At 62.0% G+C, this 25,011-nt stretch carries 21 protein-coding genes and 1 tRNA gene; 17 read left to right on the top strand and 5 right to left on the bottom strand.

Translation table 11 applies throughout. The features are described 5' to 3' along the window. Positions 1-13: 13 nt before the first annotated feature. From GJV26_RS28595 to GJV26_RS28580, 4 genes are all read left to right on the top strand, one after another. Positions 14-784, top strand: coding sequence for a class I SAM-dependent methyltransferase (locus tag GJV26_RS28595; RefSeq protein ID WP_155711950.1), 771 nt, complete (start codon positions 14-16; stop codon positions 782-784). Further along, positions 777-1,217 carry a ribonuclease HI gene (gene rnhA, locus GJV26_RS28590; protein WP_155711949.1) on the top strand — a complete coding sequence of 147 codons (441 nt, stop codon included), beginning with the start codon at positions 777-779 and terminating at the stop codon, positions 1,215-1,217. The genes GJV26_RS28595 and rnhA overlap by 8 nt, the downstream gene beginning before the upstream one ends. 142 nt (positions 1,218-1,359) lie before the next feature. Then, positions 1,360-2,058 carry a DNA polymerase III subunit epsilon gene (gene dnaQ / locus GJV26_RS28585; RefSeq protein WP_155711948.1) on the top strand — a complete coding sequence of 233 codons (699 nt, stop codon included), beginning with the start codon at positions 1,360-1,362 and terminating at the stop codon, positions 2,056-2,058. 52 nt (positions 2,059-2,110) lie between these two features. After that, positions 2,111-2,185 (top strand) — tRNA-Val (locus GJV26_RS28580). 162 nt (positions 2,186-2,347) lie between these two features. Here GJV26_RS28580 and GJV26_RS28575 read toward each other — a convergent pair. The 5 genes from GJV26_RS28575 to GJV26_RS28555 all read right to left on the bottom strand — a co-directional run bounded on the left by GJV26_RS28575 (position 2,348) and on the right by GJV26_RS28555 (position 11,763). Then, positions 2,348-3,499 (bottom strand): right-handed parallel beta-helix repeat-containing protein, encoded by a 1,152-nt coding sequence (locus tag GJV26_RS28575; RefSeq protein WP_155711947.1) that lies wholly within the window; start codon positions 3,497-3,499, stop codon positions 2,348-2,350. Then, complete coding sequence (locus GJV26_RS28570) at positions 3,496-4,467, bottom strand: NosD domain-containing protein (protein ID WP_155711946.1); 972 nt, start codon at positions 4,465-4,467, stop codon at positions 3,496-3,498. The genes GJV26_RS28575 and GJV26_RS28570 overlap by 4 nt, the downstream gene beginning before the upstream one ends. A 145-nt stretch (positions 4,468-4,612) precedes the next feature. Further along, positions 4,613-5,584, bottom strand: a complete 972-nt coding sequence (locus GJV26_RS28565; protein ID WP_155711945.1) for a NosD domain-containing protein — start codon at positions 5,582-5,584, stop codon at positions 4,613-4,615. A gap of 135 nt (positions 5,585-5,719) precedes the next feature. Beyond that, positions 5,720-6,691, bottom strand: coding sequence for a right-handed parallel beta-helix repeat-containing protein (locus tag GJV26_RS28560; RefSeq protein ID WP_155711944.1), 972 nt, complete (start codon positions 6,689-6,691; stop codon positions 5,720-5,722). Beyond that, positions 6,691-11,763 carry a DUF6765 family protein gene (locus GJV26_RS28555; RefSeq protein ID WP_155711943.1) on the bottom strand — a complete coding sequence of 1,691 codons (5,073 nt, stop codon included), beginning with the start codon at positions 11,761-11,763 and terminating at the stop codon, positions 6,691-6,693. The genes GJV26_RS28560 and GJV26_RS28555 overlap by 1 nt, the downstream gene beginning before the upstream one ends. An 830-nt stretch (positions 11,764-12,593) precedes the next feature. Between GJV26_RS28555 and GJV26_RS28550 the strand changes: the two genes are divergently transcribed. From GJV26_RS28550 to GJV26_RS28490, 13 genes are all read left to right on the top strand, one after another. Next, positions 12,594-13,313: a lysozyme inhibitor LprI family protein gene (locus tag GJV26_RS28550; protein ID WP_155711942.1), complete on the top strand. Its 720-nt coding sequence runs from the start codon at positions 12,594-12,596 to the stop codon at positions 13,311-13,313. A 258-nt stretch (positions 13,314-13,571) separates the two neighbouring features. Continuing rightward, positions 13,572-14,120: a hypothetical protein gene (locus GJV26_RS28545; RefSeq protein WP_155711941.1), complete on the top strand. Its 549-nt coding sequence runs from the start codon at positions 13,572-13,574 to the stop codon at positions 14,118-14,120. A gap of 311 nt (positions 14,121-14,431) precedes the next feature. Beyond that, positions 14,432-14,605, top strand: coding sequence for a hypothetical protein (locus GJV26_RS28540; RefSeq protein ID WP_155711940.1), 174 nt, complete (start codon positions 14,432-14,434; stop codon positions 14,603-14,605). A gap of 482 nt (positions 14,606-15,087) precedes the next feature. Further along, positions 15,088-15,390: a hypothetical protein gene (locus GJV26_RS28535; RefSeq protein WP_155711939.1), complete on the top strand. Its 303-nt coding sequence runs from the start codon at positions 15,088-15,090 to the stop codon at positions 15,388-15,390. A gap of 3 nt (positions 15,391-15,393) precedes the next feature. Further along, positions 15,394-16,785, top strand: coding sequence for a TadE/TadG family type IV pilus assembly protein (locus GJV26_RS28530; protein ID WP_155711938.1), 1,392 nt, complete (start codon positions 15,394-15,396; stop codon positions 16,783-16,785). After that, entirely contained in the window at positions 16,782-17,702 is a 921-nt protein-coding gene (locus GJV26_RS28525; protein ID WP_155711937.1) for a hypothetical protein, read from the top strand. Before GJV26_RS28530 ends, GJV26_RS28525 begins: the two co-directional genes overlap by 4 nt. Further along, positions 17,699-18,523 (top strand): hypothetical protein, encoded by an 825-nt coding sequence (locus GJV26_RS28520; RefSeq protein WP_155711936.1) that lies wholly within the window; start codon positions 17,699-17,701, stop codon positions 18,521-18,523. The genes GJV26_RS28525 and GJV26_RS28520 overlap by 4 nt, the downstream gene beginning before the upstream one ends. A 125-nt stretch (positions 18,524-18,648) precedes the next feature. Further along, positions 18,649-19,314 (top strand): hypothetical protein, encoded by a 666-nt coding sequence (locus GJV26_RS28515; RefSeq protein WP_155711935.1) that lies wholly within the window; start codon positions 18,649-18,651, stop codon positions 19,312-19,314. Continuing rightward, on the top strand, positions 19,311-19,505 hold the full coding sequence (locus GJV26_RS28510; RefSeq protein WP_155711934.1) for a hypothetical protein: 195 nt from the start codon (positions 19,311-19,313) through the stop codon (positions 19,503-19,505). The genes GJV26_RS28515 and GJV26_RS28510 overlap by 4 nt, the downstream gene beginning before the upstream one ends. Positions 19,506-19,510: 5 nt before the next feature. Then, complete coding sequence (gene cpaB / locus GJV26_RS28505) at positions 19,511-20,479, top strand: Flp pilus assembly protein CpaB (protein WP_155711933.1); 969 nt, start codon at positions 19,511-19,513, stop codon at positions 20,477-20,479. Positions 20,480-20,530: 51 nt separating this feature from the next. Further along, complete coding sequence (locus GJV26_RS28500) at positions 20,531-22,234, top strand: type II and III secretion system protein family protein (RefSeq protein WP_229419485.1); 1,704 nt, start codon at positions 20,531-20,533, stop codon at positions 22,232-22,234. Between the two features lie 8 nt (positions 22,235-22,242). Continuing rightward, complete coding sequence (locus GJV26_RS28495) at positions 22,243-24,141, top strand: TadA family conjugal transfer-associated ATPase (RefSeq protein ID WP_155711932.1); 1,899 nt, start codon at positions 22,243-22,245, stop codon at positions 24,139-24,141. Continuing rightward, entirely contained in the window at positions 24,141-25,001 is an 861-nt protein-coding gene (locus tag GJV26_RS28490; protein ID WP_155711931.1) for a type II secretion system F family protein, read from the top strand. The genes GJV26_RS28495 and GJV26_RS28490 overlap by 1 nt, the downstream gene beginning before the upstream one ends. The last annotated feature ends 10 nt before the right edge of the window (positions 25,002-25,011 follow it).

The following is a 25,011-nucleotide window of genomic DNA, read 5'->3' as shown; positions in this document are numbered from 1 at the left end:
GCCAAGGGAACGCATGGATAGCGCAACATCCGAAAAATCCATTATAGCGCTGGACAGCTGGCTGCAAACGCCGGCAGGCACCTATGCGCGCGCCTGGGAGCAGCGCCGGCTCGATATGCTGACCGCCGATATCTTCGGCTATAACGCGCTGCAGATCGGCATGCCGCAGCTCGATGCGCTGGCGGCGAACCGGATGCCGCATAAATGGCTGGCCGATACGCTGCCCGGCCGTACCGTCGAGGCGGGCGGCCGGCCCGTCACGCTGACGCTCGATCCCACCGAATTGCCGTTCCCGTCGCAAAGCCTGGACCTGGTGGTGCTGCCGCACGTGCTGGAACTGTCCGCCGACCCGCACCAGGTGCTGCGCGAGGTGGAACGGGTGCTGATACCGGAGGGGCAGCTGATCATCTGCGGCTTCAATCCTGCCAGCCTGTGGGGCCTGCGCCAGATGCGGGGCAGGGTCACGGGCACGCGCTACCTGCCGCGCGCCGAGCTCATTTCTATGCCGCGCATGAAAGACTGGTTAAAATTGCTGAACATGAGCGTGAGCCACAGCCACTTCGGCTGTTATGCGCCTGCCTGCCGCACCGAGCGCTGGCTGGCGCGCTACGCATTCATGGATCGCGCGGGCGAACGCTGGTGGCCGTATTTCGGCGCCGTGTATGTCGTCCAGGCGATCAAGCGCGTCAAGGGCATGCGGCTGATCGGGCCAGCCTGGAGCAAGAAGAAGGCCAAATCGCCGGTGGCGGTGCCTGCAACGAACAAACACAGGGAACATGGATAAAGTCGAGATTTTCACGGACGGCGCGTGCAAGGGCAACCCCGGCACCGGCGGCTGGGGCGCGCTGATGGTGGCGGGCGAAGCGCAAAAAGAACTGTTCGGCGGCGCGCTGAACACCACCAACAACCGGATGGAGCTGCAGGCCGTCATCGAATCGCTGAACGCGCTGAAGCGGCCCTGCGAAGTCACGCTGCATACGGACAGCCAGTACGTGCAGAAGGGCATCAGCGAATGGATCCATGGCTGGAAGGCGCGTGGCTGGAAAACGGCGGCGAAGGAACCGGTGAAAAACGCCGACCTGTGGCAGGCGCTCGACACCGCGCAATCGGTGCACAAGGTCGACTGGCGCTGGGTGCGCGGCCATAACGGCCATCCCGGCAACGAGCGGGCCGACATGCTGGCGAACCGCGGCGTCGATGCGGTGCGCGGCAAATAAGCGAACCACGGCCGTAAATCGGGCGGAATATTAACGAAATACAAGCGAAAAAATCCCGCGGGTTGCCATCGGCAGCCCGTTTCGCCGCGTGGTGCAGAGATCATCTATACTGCGCGGCTGTTCCTGAAAAGCCTCATCTACCATGCGTCAAGTCGTTCTCGATACCGAAACCACCGGTATCAATCCCAAGCTGGGCAACCGCGTCATTGAAATCGGTTGCGTCGAACTGGTCGACCGCAAGCTGACCGGCAATAATTTCCACCGCTATATCAATCCTGACCGCGATTCGGAAGAGGGCGCGCTGGCGGTGCACGGCCTCACCACGGAATTCCTCGCCGATAAGCCGCGCTTCCGCGAGATCGCGGACGAACTGCGGGAATACATCCAGGGCGCCGAAGTCATCATCCACAACGCGCCGTTCGACCTGGGCTTCCTGAATCACGAGTTCCGCGCGCTGAACCTGCCGCCGTTCGACGAGCATATCGGCGGCGTGATCGACACGCTCGTGCAGGCCAAGGAGCTGCGTCCGGGCAAGCGCAACTCGCTCGATGCGCTGTGCGATTTCTACGGCATTTCAAACGCGCACCGCAAGCTGCACGGCGCATTGCTCGATGCCGAACTGCTGGCCGACGTCTATCTGTCGATGACGCGCGGCCAAAACAGCCTGGGCATGGATGTCGAGGAAGAAGCGGTTGGCGGCGGCCTGAACCTGGAGCAGGTGGCGCTGGCCGAAATTATCGTCGTCCGGGCAACGGACAGCGAAGCGGCCGCACACGAGGAGCTGCTCAACGGCCTGGACAAGGCGGTGAAGGGCACGTGCGTCTGGCGCACTGCTGCGTGACTCAACAGTGCCTTGACGTGTATCAATGCCGCACCTATAATAATGCTTCGTTGGGAGGTTAGCTCAGGGGTAGAGCACTGCATTCACACTGCAGGGGTCGCAAGTTCGAAACTTGCACTTCCCACCAGGATTCGCTGTGATAGAAAAGGCTTGCAACATTCGGTTGCAGGCCTTTTTTGTTATGGGCACCGCACATTCAGAAGGCTCGGCTTGGGGTGCTTGTTGTACCGCATTGACCTTGATGTCCGGGCGGCAGGGCGGGCCTGAACCGAGGCTTTTCGAAGCCGGATTATTCGTCCTTGCGTTCGATGTTGTTCAAATTTGTCGACTGCAGGCTGCTACGCCCATCGAGTTCGGTGGATTTTTCCGTATCGATCCGGTTTCGCCGCAACGAGATGTCCTTACTGTTGCTCAACCCGACGCCAATCGTGCCGGAGGGCGTGTCATCCACACGCACGGTATTGCCCTCGACGATCGAGCCATCGGCGGAGCGCAGGTATATCGCATAGCCGTTCGATCCTGGCGTGAGGTCATGCAAGCGGAAAGTATTGCGCTCGATACGCGCGGATGGGCCGTAGCTGAGCAGCGCGAAAGATGTTTTGGCACTGCTCGTGCTATGGAGAGTGGCGCTTATCTTGTTATCGCGGATCTGATTCCCGCTGCCGGAGACCATAACCGCGCTGTTGACGTCACTGAATTCCATGTGCTCCACCACGAATCCTGTATTGGTAAAAAAGTCATCCGAATTAGGGGGCATGCTAGGGAAAGCCCGCAGGGGAGAGCTGCCCCGGTTCGCTAATATGATCCCAGCGCCGGCCCCTTCGATACGACCATTATGAACCCGGATATTCTGACCCAATCCCCAGACGCCACCATAACCGCGTGCCCCTGACACGCGCAGCGTGTGGCCACGGAAATCCAGATCGACATTACTAGCGCGGATATGGATCAGTTCGCCACTGCAGCCATGACTAAAAATCGAGCATTCGACCTCATAATCCTGATCAAGGCAATATTTTCCAGGGCGAGAGATGCCCAGCGAAGGCATGCGGAACGCTTTAAGGTCCCACTGCAGTACTTCGCACTCGTTCGGCCCTTTCTGCGCTGGCGCCACCGCGGGCGCCGATTGCGTATCCTGACCGCTTGTCGCCGAACGAGGCCTTAACTGCTGCTTGATACCTTCGCTCAGCAAAAGCCACACCAGTTGCCCGCCGCCGATCTCCTCGGCGCTGACGCGCGGCATCACTGTAATTAGCAGGATCGCTGCGACGCCGATAGCATGCTTTGAATTCATCGTGGATTTCTGTTCATCGTTGGGTCGCGCAGTGTAGCCAGCCGGGTAAATGTTCTTGAGGTTGGCGTTCCGATTGGCCTCTACCGCTGGCCCGGGCGCAGTCTTCTGCCACTGAATCGATTCGATTTTCCAACGCTTCGGATTCATTGCTGCATGCTGCTGCTCCCGTCGAGCTCAGTGGATTTTTCCGTATCGAACCGGTTCCGTCGCAACGAGACGCCTTTGCTGTTGCTCAGCCCGACACCAATCGTGCCGGTGGGCGTGTCATCCACGCGCACGGTATTGCCCTCGGCGACCGTGCCATCGGCGGAACGCAGATAGATCGCATAGCCGTTCGATCCTGGCGTGAGGTCATGCAGGCGCAAAGTATTGCGCTCGATGCGCGCGGAAGGGCCATAGCTGAGCAGCGCAACGGGCGGCCCGCTGCTGGCCTTGGCGTCGAGCGTGGCATCGATCACGTTGTCGCGGATCCGGTTGCCGCTGCCGGCGACCATCACCGCAAAGAGCACGTCGCTGAACTCCATGCGCTCCACCACGAAGCCGGTATCGGTGAAGACATCTTCCGTGTTGAGCGGCCTGGAGGGATAGCCATTCTGAGGGGAACTGCCACGGTTCATCAGCGTGATGCCGGCTCCGGCGCCTTCGATACGACCGTTGTGAATGCGAATATTCTGGCCTAATCCCCACACGCCGCCGTAGCCGCGTGTCCCGGACAGGCGTAGCGTATGACCACGAAAATCAAGGTCAACATTGCTGGCCCGGATTTCGATCATCTTGCCACCACAGCCATGATCAAAAATTGAGCAGTTGAATTCATAGTCCTGGTCCAGGCAGTATTTGCCAGGGCGAAAGATGGCCAGCGAAGGCTTGCGGAACGCTTTACGGTCCCACTGAAGTACTTCGCACTCGTTCGAACCTTTCTGCGCTGGCGCCACCCTGGGCGCCGATTGCGTATCCTGACCGCTTGTCACCGAACGAGGCCTGAACTGCTGCTTGATGCCTTCGCTCAGCAAAAGCCACACCAGTTGTCCGCCGCCGATCTCGTCGGCGCTGACGCGCGGCATCACTGTAATTAGCAGGATCGCTGCGACGCCGATAGCATGCTTTGAATTCATCGTTGATCTATTTCTGTTCAGTGCGGGTTTGCGCAATGTAGCCAGCCGGGTAAATGTTCTAGAGGTTGGCGTTCCAGCTGGCCTTTACGGGGCCAGGCGCAGTCTGTCGCCAATTAAATCGATTCGATTTTCAAACGCTTTGGATTCATTGCTGCATGTTGCTGCGCCCATCGAGCTCAGTAGATTTTTCCGTATCGATCCGGTTTCGTCGCAATGAGACGCCTTTGCTGTTACTCAGCCCGACGCCAATGGTGCCGTTGGGCGTGTCATCTACATGCACGGTATTGCCCTCAACGACCGTGCCATCGGCAGAACGCAGATATATCGCATAGCCGTTCGATCCTGGCGTGAGGTCATGCAAGCGCAAAGTATTGCGCTCGATGCGCGCGGACGGGCCATAGCTGAGCAGCGCAAACGGCGGGCCGCTGGTAGTCTTGGCGCTGAGCGTGGCATCAATCTGGTTATCGCGGATCTGGTTGCCTATGCCAGCCATCATGACCGCAGTGACCACATTGCTAAACTGCATGTTTTCCACGACAAAGTTGGTTTCAGTAAAAACGTCTTTCTCGTTAATTAGCATGGCGGGATACGCAACCTGAGGAGAATTGTTCCGGTTCATAAGCATGATGCCTGCACCGGCCCCTTCAATGCGACCGTTGTGAACACGAATGTTCTGGCCAAATCCCCACACGCCGCTGTAGCCGCGTGTCCCGGACAGGCGTAGCGTATGACCACGAAAATCAAGGTCGACATTGCTGGCCCGGATTTCGATCATCTTGCCACCACAGCCATGATCAAAAATTGAGCAGTTGAATTCATAATCCTGGTCCAGGCAGTATTTGCCAGGGCGAAATATGCTCATAGAGGGCTTGCCGAACGCTTCACGGTCCCACTGAAGTACCTCACACGCGTTGGGAGCTTTCTGCGCTGATACCACCGCGGGCGCCGCCCGCGTCTCCTGACCGCTTGCCGCCGCAAGAGGCCTGAACTGCTGCTTGATACCTTCGCTTAGCAACAGCCACACCAGTTGTCCGCCGCCGATCTCCTCGGCGCTGACGCGCGGCATCACTGTAATTAGCAGGATCGTTGCGACGCTGATAGCATGCTTTGAATTCATCGTTAATTTCTGTTCAGGGATGCATGCAATGAGCGGGGTAAACGTGCTTGATGTCAGGATTTCGATCGACCTTTGCCGCTGGCAAGGTATAGGCCTTCGCCATTCGAATCGAAGCCTTCATCAGACGACTCAACTTCATTGAATCATGCTGCTGCGCCTATCGAGCTCAACGGATTTTTCCGTATCGATCCGGTTCCGCCGCAATACAACGCTCTTGCTGCTGCTCAGCCCGACGCCGATGGTGCCGGTAGGCGTGTCGTCCACACGCACGGTATTGCCCTCGACGACCGTGCCATCGGCAGAACGCAGATACATCGCGTAGCCGCTCGAGCCTGGCGTAAGGTCATGCAAGCGGAAAGTATTGTGCTCGATGCGCGCCGATGGGCCGTAGCTGAGCAGTGCAAAGGGCAGGCCGCTGGCGGCCTTGGCGTCGAGTCGAGCATCGATCACGTTGTCGCGGATTCTGTTGCCGCTGCCAGCGACTTCGACTGCCGTGAGCACGTCGCTGAACTGCATGTGCTCCACCACGAAGCCGGTATCGCTGAAGACATCCTTCGTTTTGACCTCCAGTACGGGATAGGCATTGCCTGGCGAAGCGCCACGATTCATCAGTGTTACGCCCAGGCCGGCGCCCTGGATACGGCCGTTATGGACGCGGATATTCTGGCCTAATCCCCATACGCCGATGTAACCCCGGGTTCCGGACATGCGCAGCGTATGACCACGGAAGTCGAGATCGACATTGCTGGCGCGGATTTCGATCATCTGGCCAGCACAGCCGTGATTAAAAAAGGAGCAATCGAACTCGTAATCCTGGTCCAGACAATACTTTCCAGGGCGAAAAATACCCATTACAGGCTTGTTAAACTTGTCACGATCCCACTGCAATACCTCGCAGCTGTGAGCATCCTTCCTTGCCTGAACAACCGCAGGCTTCGGTTGCACTTGGGAAACGCTAGTCGCCGGACTCGGTACGAATTGCTGCTTGACGCCTTCGCTCAGCAAGAGCCAGACCAGCTGTCCGCCCCCAATCTCCTCGGCGTTCACGCGCAGCAATCCTGTAATCATCAGGATCGCTGCGACGCCGATAAGATGCTGTGAATTCATTATTTCTTTCCTTGTTGGGGCAGAATGATTCCATTGTAATCGGCCGGCTTGAGGTTCTTCAGATTCGCTTCCCGATTGGCCGCAGCCTCGGATTCGCTGAAACGATCGGCACCATTCAGATCGACACCCTCGATCTTGAGCGCCTTCAACAAATCTGCCAGCTTATCCAACTTCTTCGTAAATTTAGGGGTATCGGTTTCGTTCTCCTTGATGGCATTGAATTCCGCCATGAACGGGCTGATGGCAGACCAGCTTTTCGCCTTCGACGGGTCACCGTAAGCCAATAGCTTGTTGAATGTGGCTTCCTCCATCTTCAGCGTACGCGTCTCGTTGACTTTCCAGTCGACGGGGTGGGGCGGAAGGAACAATCTGACCGTGCCGCCATTATCCGTCGTCCATTCGCCCCACTCATTGCCCTTGTGGTTGTATGTATAGTCGGGATCGTGGGCAAACATGCCGTGGCCGAGCCCCAGGTTTTTCTGGTCGACTGTCAGGTGCAGGAATCCCCAGCGTATCACGTTGATATTCACGACCGGATCGAACGAGACGTTGTTGGGGTCCCGATGCGAGAATGTATCCTCGAACGTGTGGAGGAATTCTCCGGCGAGTTGAAGGCATGCATTGCGGTTTCCCGCCGCCGCCGCAGTGGCTGCCGCGTTCTCCAGGTTGTTCAACTGGTCGCTGCTCGGATTCATCATGTTGTCGCCATTGACGCCGGCGGGCAGCACGAAGTGATATTTCTTCAGTGCTTCGGCATTGTTCTGCATCGATTCCAGGCTGACGCCGCTTGGCATCGGCTCCGTCAACGGGTTCTCGTCGACATATTGCGTGCCCAGCGCCAGCATGCGGGCATCCGCCTGGCTGAGCCCGGCCGCCATCGCCAGCACGAACGTGGTGTAGTAATGGATATCGCTCTCGTACAGGCCGAGCGGATCGATATTGGCCAGCGGATTAGACGACACATAGGCGTACGGATTGAGCCCGCCTTCCAGCCCCATCGGATCGGGCGTCGTGTAGCGGCCGGTACGCGGATCGTAGTCGCGGTAGTAATTCTGGTGCAGGCCCGTTTCCGCGTCGTACACCTGGCCGGGCAGGCGCAGCGGCATGCTGGCCCGCTGGCCATCGACCTGGGCAGCATACAGCACGGTGGCGGCGCCGAACGCGTCGCTGCGCGCCAGCCAGACGATGCGCTGCCGCGCATCGGTCATGGCTTGCGGCACGCCCAGGTGGTCCGTATGGATCGCCGACAGCCGTGCCACGGTACCGGCATCGGCGGCACCGCCGACCTTGTGCCACAGGCGCGCAATCGCACTGCGTTCGGGCACGATATCGACCTTGGCCACGGGCTTGCCGTACAAATAGATATAGTGGGCGGTAATGCGGCCGTCGGCGTCGGTTTCCGCGGTCAGGCGCTGGTCCCGGTACAGGCTGTAGCTGGTCCGTCCGGCGCCGTCGCTGCCATACACCGTTTTGGCGACGCGTTCGCCCAGGCTGCCGTAGGCATAGCGCACCAGTGGGCGGGAATTCGCCGCATACACCGCCGCTGGCCGCCGTCCGCCGTTGTAGGCGATGCGCTGGTTGAGCAGGCCGCTCGCACCACTGGCCAGCTGGACCAGCGGCATGCCTGCGGCGTGATACAGCCAGGCCGATTGCGGCGGCCCGCCGCGGGTATCGGCCGATACCGCCTGCAGCCGGTTGCTGCCGGCGGCATAGGAATACCGCAGCGCCGGTCCGGCACCGTTGTCGATGCCGAGGCGATTGCCGCCGCGGTCGTACTCATAGCGCTGCGGCGCGGCGCCATCCACTGCCACCGCCGTCAGCCGGTTTACAGCGTCGTACTGGAATTGCTCGCGGCGCACACCGGCCGGCAATCCGCCCGCAGCGCCGTGAGCGCGCCGAAGATCGACCAGGCGTCCCGCTGGATCGTAGCGGTTGTCCTGGCGGTATACCAGCGGCTCGGCCGGCTTGCTGTCGTCCCACCAGGCGTGCAGCCGGTCCAGCCAGCGCGCGGTTTCCGGCGCGTTGCGCTGCGCCTGCAGCTGCGTCATCCGGCCGCGGCCGTCGAACCGCATCTGCTGGCGGATGCCGTTGCCGAACGTGTAGCCGGTCATGCCGCCGACGATGGTCTGCTCGATGTCGCCGACCACCACCTGGTCGTCGAACAGCACCTGCTGCAGCTTGGCGCCCTGCGGCGCGTAACGGTAACTCAGCGTGTGCCCGTCCGGCAGCACCTGCTTGATCAGCCGGCCGGCACTGTCGTAGCTGCTGCGGGTAACGAAATCGAGTCCGGCAGCCGGCTTCAGCGCAACAGTGCGCAGCGCCGCGCCGCGCGCCTGCCCGGCATCCACCCTGGCCAGCCAGCGCCGCTCTTCGGTGATCTGGCCCAGCGCATCGTAGGTGAATTGCGTTTGTTCCATCACGTTTTCCGGCTTGCCGTCGCGCGTGACCAGCACCGCCGCCAGGCGCGTTCCCTGGTAGCGATAGTGCGTCAGCGCGGGCTCCGCGCCGACGCCCAGTGCCAGCAGGCGGTTGGCGTGGTCATAGGTGTAGCGTACCGTGCTGCCGGTCTGGTCCACGCGCGCCACCATGCGGCCCGCAGCGTCGTGCCGGTACAGCGAAACGCCGCGATCGGCATTCGCTTCCATCACCTTGCGGCCGAAATCGTCGTAGCGCCGTTCCGTCACGACCCCATTGGCATCGGTGACCGAGGTCGTCTGCTGCAGGATATCGCGGCGCAAGCGGATCTGCGCGGCATCGCCGGTGCCATCGGCGTCGGTACGCTGCGCCAGCATGCCGCGCTCGTCGTAGTCGTAACGGGTGGCGATATCCATCGCGTTGCTGCTCGCCACCAGCTGGCCATTCTGGTCATAGCTGTTGCGGCGTAATACGCCGAGGCTGTCGCCGACCCGGGCCAGCCGGCCGGCCCCGTCGTACTGGAAATCGATGCGGTTGCGCAGGTCGCCCGCGGTAGCACCCGCGTAACGCAGTTCCGACTGCTTGCGTCCTTCGCTGTCGTGGGCAAGCACGATCTGGCTGCCGTCCGGCAGGATGCGATGCGTGGGCCGGCCAGCCGCGTCGTACAGGATGTGGGTGGTCAGCACGCCGCCAGTGGTGGTACTGGTCAGCAAGCCCATGGCGTCATAGCGATAGCTGCGCACGCGGTGCTGGCGCGTTGCCGCGTCGGGTTTGCCGGCGGCATCGTTGAAGTACGCTTCGACGTCGATTTCCAGCGGCTGGCCGCGCCAGTTGTAGCGGGTGGTGGTGGTCTGCACCAGCTGGCCGTCGGTCACGCGCATGCGCACCGGCCGCAGCGCCTGGTCCCGTTCGATGACTTCGCTGACGACATTGCCCGGCGCGACATTGCGCAGCGGCAGGCCGGTGCGGCTGTCGTAGCTGGTCACGCTGATGTCGCTGTTGGCGGGGCTGGCGTCGCGGTCGGCATTGGGCAGCGGACCGTCCTGCTCGACCAGGCGGCCGGCCGCATCGTAACGGTAGCCGGTGGCGCGGCGCAGTTCCGCCGTGGCGCCCACGCCTTCATAATCCGGTACGAAACCGGTCTGCCGCACCGCCAGCGGCAGGTGCGCGGTGCGCTCGCGCCCGTACAGGATGCGCGTCAGCGCTTCCTTGCCCGGAACCACGCTGGGGCGCGCGATCAGCGTCGGTCCCGTCGCCGTGGCGCTGCCGTATTCGTAGCGCGCCTGCAGCTGCGCCGCGCCCGGGCGTCCGCCGCGGTAGGTGACCAGGCTGTGCCGCAGTACCCGTCCATAACGATCGAGCTCGGTCTGTGCCTGCTGCAGCGGTATGCCTTGCGCGTCGAGCTGCGCCACCCCGGTCAGGCGTCCCAGCTTGTCGTAGGTGTAGCGCTGGTTGCTCGGCCCGCACAGCGCGCAGCCGGCGCCGCGCACTTCCAGCAGCCGATAGTCGTCGGCCATGGTGGCGTAGCGGTAGACGGTCCGCCCGCCCTGGCTGTTGGTCACCGTGGTCAGGCCGGGGCGGTCGTAGCGCAGCGTGACCTTGTCGACATCGTTGGCATGGGTCGACAACACCGCCTTGCCGTCCGCCTGGTAGGCATACGTGGCGTAACGCCAGGTGGCGGGGCGGCTTCCGGCGGCCGCGCCCGCGATGCTGATGCCGGTCAGATAGGAGGGATGGGCGGCGTCCTCGTAATGGTACTGGCGGCTCTCGGCGCCGCCCGGGTAGCGCACGCGCACCAGGTTGGCAACGCGCGCGCGTTGCGCCGCGCCGGCCGCGTCGTCATGCTCGTACGCGAAGCGGCCCACCGGGCTGTCGATGCCGTGCACGCCACGGAATCGCGCACCCGCGGCCTGCCGGCGGTCCGGATACACCAGCCGCAGGCTGCGCCCCTGCGGGTCGGTCACCTTGACCAGCAGGCCTTTGGTGTCATACATCAGGCTGAGGATTTCGCCGGTGGCGGCCTTGATCTGCACCAGCTTGCCGCGCTGGTCGAAGCTCAGCTCCCGCCCGTCGATCCAGCGCCATACATATTCGTCGCCGCCCTGGCGGCTGCGCCGGATGGCGATGCTGCCCCGGGCGGGATCGGCGCCGACCGCCCGCGCCGGGTTGGCCAGGTCGCGGCTGAACATCAGGCTGCTGCCATCGGCCTGGAACACCTGCAAGGTCTGGCCGCTGACCACCAGTGCCGTTTCATAGGACAGTTTCCAGCCCCGCCCGAGCAGCCCCGGCATCGCACCGCTATTGCTGTAGAGGCTGTTGTAGTGGCGCACGATCTCCAGTCCCAGCACCCCCGGCAGCGCGGCCATGTCTTCTTCGCGCTGGTACTTGTTGCCGGTCATGACATTGATCGGGTTGCCGGCGCCGATGTCGACACTGGCCGCACCGGACTTCTGGCCGGACGGCGCGGCCTTTGCGCCGCATTTGCCGGTGGGACCGGCGTCGCCGGGGCAAGCCACAACCGTGCCCGCAGCCGCGGCCAGCACCGCGCCGGCCAGCCACCCCTTGCGCAGTCCGGTGCTGCGGATGGCTCGCAATGCCGCCGCACTCCCGGCGCTTGCCGGCAACAACGAGTTCAGATGTCGGGTGAAGATGTTCAATTGCGCTCCTGTTAAAACTCGTTAATGCGGCATGCCGGGTTCCGCCAAGCGATGGCATTGGCCATCCGCGGCGGGCAGGCCACGATTCCCGGCGGACTTGTGGAATTCCTGCAGTCCGGATTGATGACCACTGACACGGATAAGTGCTGATTCAAGCGGTGTCGCCGCGCCGGATCCTGAACCGACGGCAACCGTTTTTCGGACTGCGCGCTTTTCCGGTACGAAAGCGCCAATTCCGGAATTGGCTACACCATTGCCATGGCCCGCTGCGGCCGATGTCGCCGGCCGCAACCGGCTCGTCGGCGGGCAATATCGCACCGATACGCGAACGGCCGTGGGGATCGTCAACATCGGCATGTGGATCGCATCGCGACCGCCACCGTCTTCACCGAAACGCAGTTCAAATACCGTGAAAAGCAGCCGCGCGATCCCATGCAGTCTTGCCTCTCGCCGGGTCACCCGATTCAGGCATCGATTTAAATTTCTTTTTAGAAATTACACTACGGATAACAGCCGGCATATCGCGAGGAAAAAATTTCGTAGGATTTTACTATCGTTTTTCCGTTAAAAACTCACGAATTGTCACGAACTGGTTTTTTCTTCCTCTCGGGTGATTGCTGGCTGCCCGTGGGCCCTTAGGCGGCATTCCGCGGATACGACAGGGCGATTTCGGATACGCTTGCGCGAGCAATAGACTAATGCTGTCGATTTATCGACGATATAATTGCCGATACATACAAATTGTGTCAGCTACCGAATGTATAACTGCTGCCAGGATCACGCGGATATTCGCAGGGCACTCGCCTCTTTTAATTGGACCGGATATATCGATGTTATTACAGCGCATTTTGATGCTACTGATCGGTGTGGTTGGCACGGCTGCCAACGCGGCAAGCTTCGATTGCAAACTGGCCCGGGGCAGGTTGGAAGCCCGGGTGTGCGCCGACAGCGACCTGACAAAGCGTGACGACGAGCTTGCTGCGGTTTATGCCAGCTTCCTTGCGGCCACCGGCGACAGGAGAGCGGAGAAAGCTATGCAACTTGCGTGGCTGCGAATCAGGGATGCATGCGAGGATGACGAATGCATTCAGCGCACATACTACGCGCGCATTGCCGAGCTCCAGGCCAGAATCGCCAGTGCCAGTCCGATCGTCGGCTATTGGAAAATCGAGCATTCCTGCGCCCATGCAACGGGCGTTTACGAGGAAAGATGCAAGAAAGGCGAACGCGATGTATTCATGCTTGCGATCCAGGTGGATGGCGACCGTGTCTGCATTGCCCACCTGGCCACTGCCCAGTTGCACAATCGCGTCGACGGGAGCGATGATTTCGAGATGTCCATGGAGGGAAATGCAAGCGGCAGCATGGCGTCAGTGCGGTATCGCAGCGCCTGGGGCGGGACCGGCACGGCGACATTACGCGTTGACAGGAATACACTTCGCTGGAAGGTTGAAACAAAGGATGAGGGAAGGAGCTGGATTCCCGATGCGGCGGAATTGCGGCGGGTTCCTGCAAGGGGGTATGACTCGTTGCCGAAATGCGTAGAGTAGTTTCTGTTGCCGGGGGCTGGATGCACCTGTTTTGTGAGACTGTTTTCCGCCAGTGGGCACCGACGGACTGCAATCGATATTGACTGCTTCAGTTCGTTTAACAGGGTTATCGCGTCGAACCCGGCGAAAGATCGAGGCAGATATTTTCGGACTGCTCTCGTCAATGATGCATGAGAGCGGAGTTGCAGGCATTGAATTCACATTAATCGAGCAAGAGCGCAGTCTTGTACGCTTCAGAAAATAAAGGTCGACATAAGCATGATAAATAAAAAACAATTGGGCGCAGTGCGTGACAAGGTACCAGGCGTAAAGCCCCGCACTCCATTGGGCATGGCATTGGCATGCTTGTTGGCCGCACCGACGGCCGGCGCCATGGCCGAGGAGGAAATTACCATCGCCCACGTTGTTACCTGTACCGTGCAGGCCGATAACGAGACGTTTTCTAAAGCGTCGCGCGTGTTGAAGGCGCATGCCGCGAAAAAGGGCGACGACGGCCCGTTCGTTGCTGTGGACCGTGTCCAGGCGGGTGAGCTCTGCATCGAAAATGTGAAAGTCGGAGCAGCCTTCGGCGTGCTCATGTCGATGGGCACCCTGTGCCGCGCGGACTCCAGGCCGCTGGTCGAATTCGTTCAACGCGAGCAATCAGGCTTGACGCCGACATCGCTTCCGCCCGACCCGAGCGTTCTTGAGATGTTCGCCGCGCCCAAATACCAGCTCGCGGTATTCAAAGGTGAAGGCCTGACTGGCGATCCGGAAAGCAAGCGAATTTCGTATAACTGCGCTTACCAGGCCACCGGGGCGCAGTGAGCGGAATTGCCTTGCTCGTTGGCTTGCTTGCCGGAGAAGGGCGAGGATGATTCGACCGGGATCAAGTTAGCGCAAATTGGGGCAGGGGCCAAGTCGCCATTACCTGGTGTGCCTGCCGGTCCAGATGGCCACTGCCTGATTGCTTTTCGTAGTCGTGCTTCTGAAGCACATATTGACGCTCAATGTTTCACCCGGCTTGCGATGGGCGACACGGCATCGGCATCAGGCGACGCCCTGGCGCCACGAGTACCCTGCGGCTACATCTCCAGGTCGATGCGTACAGCTGAACTGCATCGGTCCACACGATATAAATGCAACTAACCGAATTCGCGGCGAAGCTGCATGGCCTCGACTGTCTCGACTGCCCAACGGTAACGCAAGCATTGTTAGCGATGCAACTGCGCAGCAAACAGGCAGTGGCCATGTTCCAGGTCGATCTCTTCACGAGCAGGCAAGTTGTCGGTGAGGCCGTTGCACAACTCTGAAAGCGCGCGGTCGGTCAATGTCTTGCAACGCCATGCATTGCGAGAGCGGCACATTGCCGATCGCTGGCGTGTACTACGAGTCATGTGGAGAAGGGGAGCACCGCTGGTAGGACAGCGGAATATTCAAGAGAGAAAAGTGCAAATTCGCAGTCAGCAATCATTGTGTCCGGGAATTAACACTCCGTTTATGCAAGTGACATAAGTTGTCTGGACAGGTCCGCGCGGGGGATTTCGCTGCTCACGAAAGAACAGTAATGAAGAGTCGACGATTTTTTCCATAAGTCATTGTTTCCAATTGGAAAAATACGAGTTGCTGTAATTTTTCCGGGTCGGAGGGTAGCACAAGATTAGCAACTTGTGGATACCAAAAGTCCAAAATCCATGTATTTTTTTATATTTTTTCAACTGTGACATTTTGCGAGATTTCAAGCCTGTTTCATCGATTAAAGTGCCGTCTCTTTCGACACTTTTGGGGAAACACCATGATTTCGCACAAACTCGCTGCAAAACAATCTGCACTTCGCAAACAAAAAGGTCAGGGCATGACCGAGTACATCATCATCGTTGCCCTGATCGCTGTGGCAGCCATCGCTGTCACCCAGCTGTTCGGTGCTACCGTCCGTAACCAGATGGCCGGTATCGCCCAAGAGGTTTCCGGTACCAACGGTACTGCTGCGATCACCCAGGCTGGTACCGCCGCCGGCAAGGCCGCTACCGCCGCGAAAGATGCAAGCAAGAACTCGCTGTCGACGTTCGGCGACCAGTCGACCACCGGCAAGCAATAATCGTTGTTCCCCACTGCCATGCCCGCCATCCGTCCAAACATCCGCGCATTTCCGCAGCTGGCCCGCCAACGCGGCCAGGCGCTGATATTCGGTTTGTTCGTACTGGTCGCCGGGCTGGCGGGGATGTTTTTCATGTTCAACACCGGGCAGCTCAGCGCTGAAAAGACCAAGCTGGTCAATACTGCGGACGCGGTGGCGTACAGCGCCGCGGTGATGCATGCGCGGGCGTTGAATTTCGATGCGTATACCAATCGGGCGATGATCGCCAATGAGGTGACCATCGCTCAGATGGTCAGCGTATCGTCATGGCTTGAATACGTTGAACAGCACAGCCAGCGTGTTGCTCCGCTGAACTGCTATCCCCCATACATCTACTCGGTCCCAGGCTGGCTGGGGCTTATCGAGTACTTTGGAGTCTGCAGCGTGTTGGCCTATGGCGATTTCGTCATCACGCCAGTCAGGGAAATTGTCGACCCCATCGCACAGGCTGTCGTGGCCGGAACCGAGGCTTCCAAGCTCGCGCTGCAGGCAGCGCAGGATGCGGCGTTCGTGGCCTTCCTGCCCGCGCGCAAGAAGCTGATGGAGCAAGTCGCCGACGCGAACTATGCAGGGCTTGGTCCGGTCAAGGTGGAGCCACTTCTGCAGGACAACTACCTGCTGTTCGACGGCGGCCCCATCATCAAGCGCTATTCCGGCAGCGAACGCACACGATTCAAGGAAGTTGAGGTCGCTGCTGCGTACGGCGACGATTTTGTCGAGAAGCGGGGCTGGGTGGAAAAGACACCCGATCCCTTGGGCTTGGGATGCAATGAGTTTGTCCCAATGGGCACGGCACGCCACGACTCGAATACAAAGTTGCAGAATTTCGACAGCTGGATTGCAGATGACAAGGCAAGCCTGTCAGCGGTACAGAAGAAGTGGGATCTTTCAGGCTGGATACCAAAGCTGAAGTGCAAGACCATTCGCTCTTATGCGCTCGGCAACGGCAAGCAATCCGCGAAGAAAAACGGCGGCGACTGGTACTACAGCGGTGTGCCCAGTTTCTACGAGCTGTCGACGGCAGCGCTGGGCTACAAGCCGAATCATTCCAATCAGGACAAGCGGGAAGTGCGCCTGAAGTTCTCTATACGCCTCACGCGCGGCAGCGCCGACTTGCGCACGTCGTCGGGTACGTCGCTGGTCAAGCCGACCGGCCAGATGGCGATCTTCGACGGTGCCGAGGCGAAGGACGTGATGGCCGCCGTCTCCAGTTCCGAAGTATTTTTCGAGCGCCCGATCGCTCGTACCGATGGAAAAACCGAATTGGCCAGCCTGTTCAACCCCTATTGGCAAGCGCACCTGATCGGCAATTCCGCTGCCGTCAAGGCCGCGGCGCTTGCCTTGCAAAATCCATGATGCCAACCATGAAGACAACGCGACTTGCGACGGCGGCCGTCACAATCGGCATTCCGCTGGCCCTGTACTGGGGGCCGGCGCACGCAACCACCGAATACGAGACCGCAGTGTTGAAAGCGGTAGCGCCTCATGCCACCTATAGCGGTGGCGCAGCCGTGAAGGTGCATCGCGCCCGGCTGCAAGGCTACTTCGGCGGCGAGGGAGGCAACGCCAAGGCACTGGCCGAATTGAAGCAGGGTGTCCAGTCATGCATGAAGTCGCTGGCGGACAGCGGCGTCACATTGCGTCCGCCCACGGCATGGCCCGACTGGGTACTCATTGCCCGTGAAGACCGCTACACCACGGCCAACCGCCTGATTACCTACACCAGCGGCACCACGCATATTGTCAACAACAGCGATTGCAGCCTGTTGTCCAAGCCTTATCAGAGGGCGCTGCTGGCGTCATCCAAAGGCGTGTGCCAGATCGACTTGGTGAGGAAAACCGCCTCCGGCGAGTGCGACACCAGTGGGCACGCTGATGCCGCACCTACCCCGCGCAGTACCACGAAGCCGCCTGCGGACTTGATAAAGCAGATGGCAAGCAACCCGGCATTCGCCGCGTCGATGCAGAAAGTCGCCGGCTTGGCTCCCGTGCGGGGACAGCAGCGAACCATCCACGGTGTACGCTGCAACAGCTGGACGCAAACTATGGGAGGCAAGCAGACAACGCTGTGCTACGCCATCGGCGGTTCGTTCCTGCCGCTGCGCGCTATGGACAACGACGGCTTTGGCGGCCTGCTGCTGGAAAGCAGTACACCGAAGGGCTTCGAACTGAAGGCAGTCGACGCCAGCCTGGACACGATGGTGGGCAATAACGTATTCGCACCGTACGCCAGTGGAGGTTTCGCGGTCAATGCCGACAAGGGGGACCAATGACGCGCACTCGCTTCGTCCCGCACGGCCTGCGGCATTCAGGCGGGCAGGCACTCACCGAGTTCATCGTCATCGCCCTGGTACTGGTGCCCTTGTTTTTGCTGATTCCGCTGATCGGCAAATACCAGAGCATCAGCCATGCCACCGCGATGGCAAGCCGCTACGTGGCGTTCGACGCGATGGCCAACAACGCGGGAATGAGTGCCTTCAAGCCGCGCGCGCAGCTCGAGCAGGAGGTACGCCGCCGCTTCTACAGCAATTCCGACGCGCCCATCAAGACCAATGACGAAGCGGGCGACTTCAAGGCCAACCAGAACCTGATGTGGGTCGATCCCCAGGGCAATGCGCTGATCAGCAAGTTCTCCGACGTCAGCGTCAGTTTTGGCGCTGCGAACAAAACCAATCACGCCGACGGCATCACCGGGGCGGACGACGACAAGCCGTTCAATATGCCCGTGCCGTTCAAGACCGCCAACCAGCTGGACCTGAAATCGGGTATCTACCGTGCGAACGTTCATGTCAAGCTGGCCAACCTGCAGGATATCGGTCCCGGCTTTGCTTCCACCTATGAAGGCTTTAAGAACATCAACCTGACAGTGTCGCGCCACTCGGCCGTGTTGCCTGATTCGTGGACGGCGACCGGTCCTGTACAAGTGGAAAATCGCATTGATCAGCCGGTGCTGTTTCCCGGCAGGATTCTGAAAGACGCAAAAATCGCAACAGATGCTGCAGTTAGTATTGTTGAACTTCCTGGCATTAAGAAACCGCATCTCGGCGAACTCGAGTTCTGGCGCGACGAGCTACCTGCGGACCGCAAGCAATGAAGTTCGCATCGATACTCGCCGCCATCGGCGCATGGCGTTGCCGGTGCTTGGTCTTCGCATTTGCCACAATGTTCGCGCTGTGCACCGGTACTTGGGCCTCCGCAAAGGCGGAACCGTGGCCGGAAGTGCCCCTGCCAACGGATGCCCAGCCGTATCCCATCGGCGAACAGCTGGGCGTAAACGGCATGCCCATGCGCCTGCGTGGCTTCACCGCGGACAGCTCGCCTGAACGCACGGCGGCGTGGTTCCGCGATCATCTGCCGCGGCCCCTGGTGGAAAACAAGGTGAAGGGCCGCCTGGTGCTTGGACGCGCCAGCGGCACGTCGCACTACATCACGATCCAGTTGAGCCCGAGCGGCAGCGGTACGCAAGGCATCGTGGCGGTGACGGACCTGCGCGGTGCCGCGGCGAACTATGCCGCCACGCGCGCCGCCAACGAGAAAATCGTCGCGGCCATGCCATCGGGCACGAAACTGCTCAATGCGATGACCTCCAACGACGCCGGCCGCAACTCGACCTTCTTCGTCCTGGTCAACACCTACAGCGAAGAAGCCAATGCCGAGCGCGTGAAACGCATGCTGGGCGCCGAAGGCCTGGAGCTGGAAAGTGACGCCCGCTCGGCCGAAGCCGGCGGCGCAGCCCTGGCGGGGTTGCCGCGCGGCGCTGCCAACGGCCGCACGCTGTCTTTCCGCGGCAAGGGCCGCGAAGCCATCGCCGTCATCAGCCGCATGCCGGACAACCGGGTATCCATCGTCCTCAACACCATTACTTCGATCGACTCGTTCAAATGAAACTCCGACAAACAGGCCACACCTCCATCGAGTACGTCGTCGTCAGCGCCGCGCTGGCCTTCGCGCTGTTCGTGCCCATCGGCGGCGACGCCGCCAGCCCGGACAGTGCTCGCACGACGCTGCAAATCGTGCTGGACGAATTTGCAAAAGGCTATCGGAAGATCAGCCACGCCATCTCTTTACCGAACTGAACATCATGAAACTGGACCGCCTCAAAGAGCTGCGCCACTTCCGGCCCGGCAAAACCTGGATCATCCTGGGCGTCGCGCTTGCCATTGGCGGCCTGGCCGCGTTTGCCGCCTCGCGTTACCTGAACACCCGCGTCGAGGCGATCGAAGCCCGCGCCAAGGGCAAGACCACGCAGGTCGTGGTGGCCAAGGTCGACATCGCCCGCGGCGTCAAGCTGGACAACACCAACGTCGCCATCCGCAACGTGCCCAACGAGTTCAGCCACTCGGTGGCGGTGACGCCCGACGACTTTCCACGCGTCGACGGGCAGGCGCTGGCCTACCCGGTGAAGGCCGGCGAAATGATCCTGTGGGGCCTGATGGAAACGCAAAAGGCGCCCACGTTCTCGGCCCGCGTGGAAGCCGGGCGCCGCGCCATGACGGTGCCGGTCGACGAAATCAACTCCATTTCCGGCCTGCTCGAACCGGGCGACATGATCGACCTGATCGCCACCGTCGACCAGAACGGCAAGAAGCTCACGTTCCCGCTGCTGCAGCGCGTGCACGTGCTGGCCACCGGCCAGCGTCAGGTCGACGATGCCGCGGGCGACAAGCACCAGTACACGACGGTGACCATCGATACCTCGCCGACGCAGGCGCAGAACCTGATCGTTGCGCGCGAGCTCGGCAAGCTCACCGCCCTGCTGCGCAATCCGGAGGACGAGCAGCCGATCGGCGCCGAAGTCAACGACCTGGCTTCGCTGCTGGGCATGCAGACCAAGCCCAAGGCGCCTGGCGGCGGCGGCCAGGCGCGCCGCGCCGTGCCGGTCATCTATGGCAACAGCAAGGTACCGCCCGAGGCGCTGTACCTGCGCCGTACCGGCGGCCGGGCGATCGTCAACCCGGGCGAAGCGGGCGCGACGCCGGTCAGCCAGCCGGCGCAACCCGCCAGTACCGATGCCGCCGGAACCATCACCACCACCATTGGAATGCGCTGACGCATGCCGCCGCGCGGCTTGCCGCCTTTACCATTCTTGAACATGAGCCAGATGAACCAGAAGCACAATACCCTGTCACCCCGACTCGCGACCCTGTCGCTGTCGATCGTCGCGGCACTGGCCACCGCGTCCATCCATGCGGCCGAGCCGCAGAAGCCCGCGGCGGCTCCGGCCGCCGCGCAGGCCGCGCCGGCCGCTCCCGCGGGCAATCGCACCGCACCCGCGGCAGTGCCGGCAGTCGCAGCTCCGGCAGCGACGAAACTGGCCGCAGCGGCGCCAGCACCAGCGCCGCAGGCGCCGGCATTGTCGCCCAACGCCAGCCGCAACCCCATCACCGAATCGGGCACCGCCAAGGTCCGCCGCGCCGCACCGAAAATCGTCGAGCCCTACGCGCCCATCAACGCAGGCGGCGACGCCGTGCCCGTACCGGAGATTGAGCTGTTCGTCGGCGAGTCGCGCGTCTTCCCCACGCCGGGCGTGGCCCGGATCGCCGTCGGCAACGGCAATATCCTCAGCGCCAGCGCGCTCGATGGCAAGGAAACGATCGTCTTCGGCAACGGCATCGGCGTGTCGTCGCTGTTCGTGTGGAACGAGGATGGCCGCTACCAGCGCATCAAGGTCACCATCGTGCCGGGCGAAACGCCGCGCGTCACCCGCGAAGTGGCGTCGTTCCTTCGCCATATCCCCAATGCCACCGCGTCGGTGGTGGGTGACAAGGTGATCGTCGAAGGCGAGGAATTGTCCGATATCGACCGTGAAAAGGTGGCCGAGCTGGCCAAACGCTATCCGCAGATCGTCAATTTCACCAGCCCGATCGGCTGGGAGCAGACGGTGCTGATGGATGTGAAAGTTGTCGAGTTTCCGCGAAACGAATTGCGCGAGCTGGGCTTGAAGTGGAATCCCACCGGCGGCGGCGCCATCGGCGCCATCTGGGCGCCGATCAACCGGGGTTATAACGGCGGGCGGCAGATCGACATCACGTCGCCTACCAACCAGCAGCCGCCGATCGGCAATATCGACAAGTCGCAGGGCGTGACGCTGCCGGGCTCCCTGTCGATCATGAGCGCGGTGAACGCGGGCTTGAACGCGCAGCTGAACGCCTTGGAGCAAAACGGCACCGCCGCGATTTTGGCGGAGCCGCAACTTTCCACGCGCAGCGGCGGCAAGTCGAGCTTCCTGGCTGGCGGGGAGTTCCCTTACGCCGTGTCGAACGACAATGGCACCTCGATCTTCTTCAAGCCGTACGGGATCAAGCTCGACATCGAGCCGAAGGTGGGCCGCAACGGCGTGATCCGCGCGATGATCGATTCCGAGGTCAGTTCCCTCGATACGTCCGTCAACAGCGGCATCGGCGGCCCGGCGCTGCTGACGCGCCGTACCCAGACCGAATTCAATGTGCGCAGCGGCGAGACGATCGTGCTGTCCGGCCTGCTGCAGCGGACCACCGGCAAGGATATCGACCAGGTTCCGCTGCTGGGCAACATTCCCGTGCTCGGAGCGCTGTTCCGTTCCAAGCGCTACCAGAACCGCGAAACCGAACTGGTCGTGTTCGTCACGCCGACCGTGGTGGACACGCGCGCGCCGGGCCTGGTGGAGCGGGTGGAACGCGCCAAGGAGAAGCTCAGCGAGCACATGGGCGCGGAGCCGTTCCTGAAGGAGCCGATCCAGCCGAATACCGATGCCGGCAAATTGTTCGCACCAGTGGACGCGCCTGCGCCCGCACCTGCCCCGGCCGCCACGCCGGGCGCGCAATAGGAGGCCCCATGCTCGACATCGAAATCATCAACAACGACGGCACCCCCCGCATCATCGAGGTGCCGGACGAGGCGATCATCGGCAAGGCGGCGGACACGGATGTCAGGCTGGAAAGCTGGCGCGTGGCGAAGGAGCATGCGCGGCTGTACCGCACGCCGGCCGGCGTCATCGTCCAGGACCTCGGCTCGTACATCGGGCTGACGGTCAATGGCGAACGCATCGACTCGCAGTTCGGCCCGCTGGCACCGAGCGACGTGATCAGCATCGCTTCGTTCAAGCTGCGCGTGCTCAACAGCATGCCCGAGGCGCCACTGGTGCAGGCGGCGGCTCCCGGTTCGCGGTCGAATTCGGCCAAGGCGCGCAATCGCCAGGCCACCGACGAACTGGAAAATTCGCGCTACCTCGCCGAACAGGCCGCCAAGGCCGCCATGGCGGCGCAGGCCGCACCGCAGGCTGCGCCGGCCGCGGGAACGAACGCCGCGGCCGCCCCCGCAGCCGCAGCCGCCACGGGCTTCGCCCTGGTACCGGGGGTCGATCCCCGCCGCAAGGAGCTGGAGTTCGAATGGCGCAAGCGCATCCATGCCAAGCTGCTCGATACGATGGACCTGCGGCGGCACGACGTGTCGAGCATGACCGACGACCAGCTGCGCACCGAAAGCGCCACCGTGATCCGCGGCATCATGAAGGACATGGAGGCGGACCTGCCGCGCGAACTGGACCGCGAGGTGCTGAGCCGGCAGGTGCTCGACGAGGCGGTCGGCCTGGGCCCGCTGGAAGAACTGCTGGCCGATCCCACGGTCAGCGAGATCATGGTCAACCGCCATGACGAGATCTATATCGAACGATCCGGCCGCCTGATGCGCCACCCGCTCACGTTTACCGGCGATCGCGCGGTGCTCGGCGTCATCGAACGCATCGTGGCGCCGCTGGGCCGGCGCATCGACGAATCGTCGCCGATGGTCGATGCGCGGCTGAAGGATGGCTCGCGCGTCAACGCGATCATCGCGCCGCTGGCCCTGAAGGGGCCCGCGCTGACGATCCGGAAATTCGCCGCGCGCCGCCTCACATCCCAAGATCTGGTGGACTTCGGCGCGATCAGCCCGGACATGGCCGCTTTCCTGCAGATCTGCGTGGAATCGCGCAAGAACATCATCGTTTCCGGCGGTACCGGCTCCGGCAAGACCACGCTGCTCAACATCCTGTCGAACTTCATTCCGCCGGGCGAACGGATCATCACCGTGGAGGATGCGGCGGAACTGAAGCTGCACCACGAACACCTGATCAGCCTGGAATCGCGCCCGGCCAATGCGGAAGGCAAGGGCGGCGTGCCGATCCGCGATCTCGTGAAGAACACGCTGCGGATGCGCCCGGACCGCATCGTCGTCGGCGAGTGTCGCGGCGCGGAGGCGCTGGACATGCTGCAGGCCATGAACACCGGCCACGAAGGTTCGCTGACCACGCTGCACGCGAACACGCCGCGCGACGGCCTGGCGAGGCTCGAGACGATGGTGCTGATGGCGGGCATGGACCTGCCGCTGACGGCGATCCGCGAGCAGATCGCGTCGGCCGTCGACGTGGTGGTGCAGCAGACCCGTTTCGCCTGCGGTTCGCGCAAGGTCACCAACATCACCGAGCTGACGGGCATGGAGAGCGGCAAGGTGCAGCTGCAGGAACTGTTCAAGTTCGTCAGCCAGGGCTACGGCGATCCGGACGGACAGGGCGTCAAGCGCGTCCAGGGCTACTACACGGGCTGCGACATGGTGCCGAACTTCTACGAGGAACTGCGCGCCGTCGGCAACGACCTCGACATGGGGATCTTCAAGCCCACGCTGCCGCCCGGCTACGAGGATGTGGAGCGCCGCGAATGGCGTCCGCGCACGGGCGTCGACCGCAGGAGGTCTTCGTAATGAACGATACGGCCATGATCGCCGGCATCAGCGTGGTCATCGCGCTGGCCGCCGGCATGCTGACCTGGCTGGCGATCGACGTCGGTACCGGTTCGATGAAGCGCTACCGCTCGGACTTCACCGAGCGGGCCCGTTTCCAGGTGCGCGAGTTCTTCCTGTTCATCGACCCGCGCCAGCTGTTCGTGCTGAACATGGCCGCCATCGTCGTCGGCGCCCTGGTTGCGTACCTGGTCACCGGCAGCGGCCTGATCGCCGGCGCGACGGCGGCCGCGCTGACGTTCGCGCCGCGCGTGCTGTACGCGCAATTGCGCGCCCGCCGCCTGCGCAACTTCGAGGAGCAGTTGCCCGATGCGCTGATGATGCTGGCCGGCGGCATGCGCGCCGGCGCGGGCTTCGGCTCGGCGCTGGTGCAGCTGGTGCAGGAAGCGCCGGCACCGCTGGGCCAGGAATTCTCGCTGATGCTGCGCGAGCAGCGCATCGGCGTAACGCTCGAGCAAAGTTTGAACAACCTGGCGCACCGCATGCCGACCCAGACCACGATCCTCGTGGTATCGGCGATGCGCATCGCCGCGGAAACGGGCGGCGGACTGGCCGAAACGCTGGAACGCACCGCCGGCACCATCCGCAGCCGGCTGCAAATGGAAGGCAAGATCCGCGCGCTGACCGCGCAGGGCAAGCTGCAGGCCTGGGTGGTGGGCCTGCTGCCCGTGGCGTTGGCGATCGTGCTGGGGAAGATGGAGCCGGCCGCGATGGACATGCTGTGGCATACGCGGGTCGGCTGGGCCGTGCTGGCCGTGATGGCCGTGCTGGAAGCGATGGGCGTGTACGTGATCCGCAAGATCATCGCCATCGACGTTTGATGCGAAAGGA

This window comes from Pseudoduganella dura, from assembly GCF_009727155.1.
GTDB classification, from domain to species: domain Bacteria; phylum Pseudomonadota; class Gammaproteobacteria; order Burkholderiales; family Burkholderiaceae_D; genus Rugamonas; species Rugamonas dura.
Note: the sequence above shows the minus strand (reverse complement) of the source record. Positions and strands in the feature narration are given on the sequence as shown.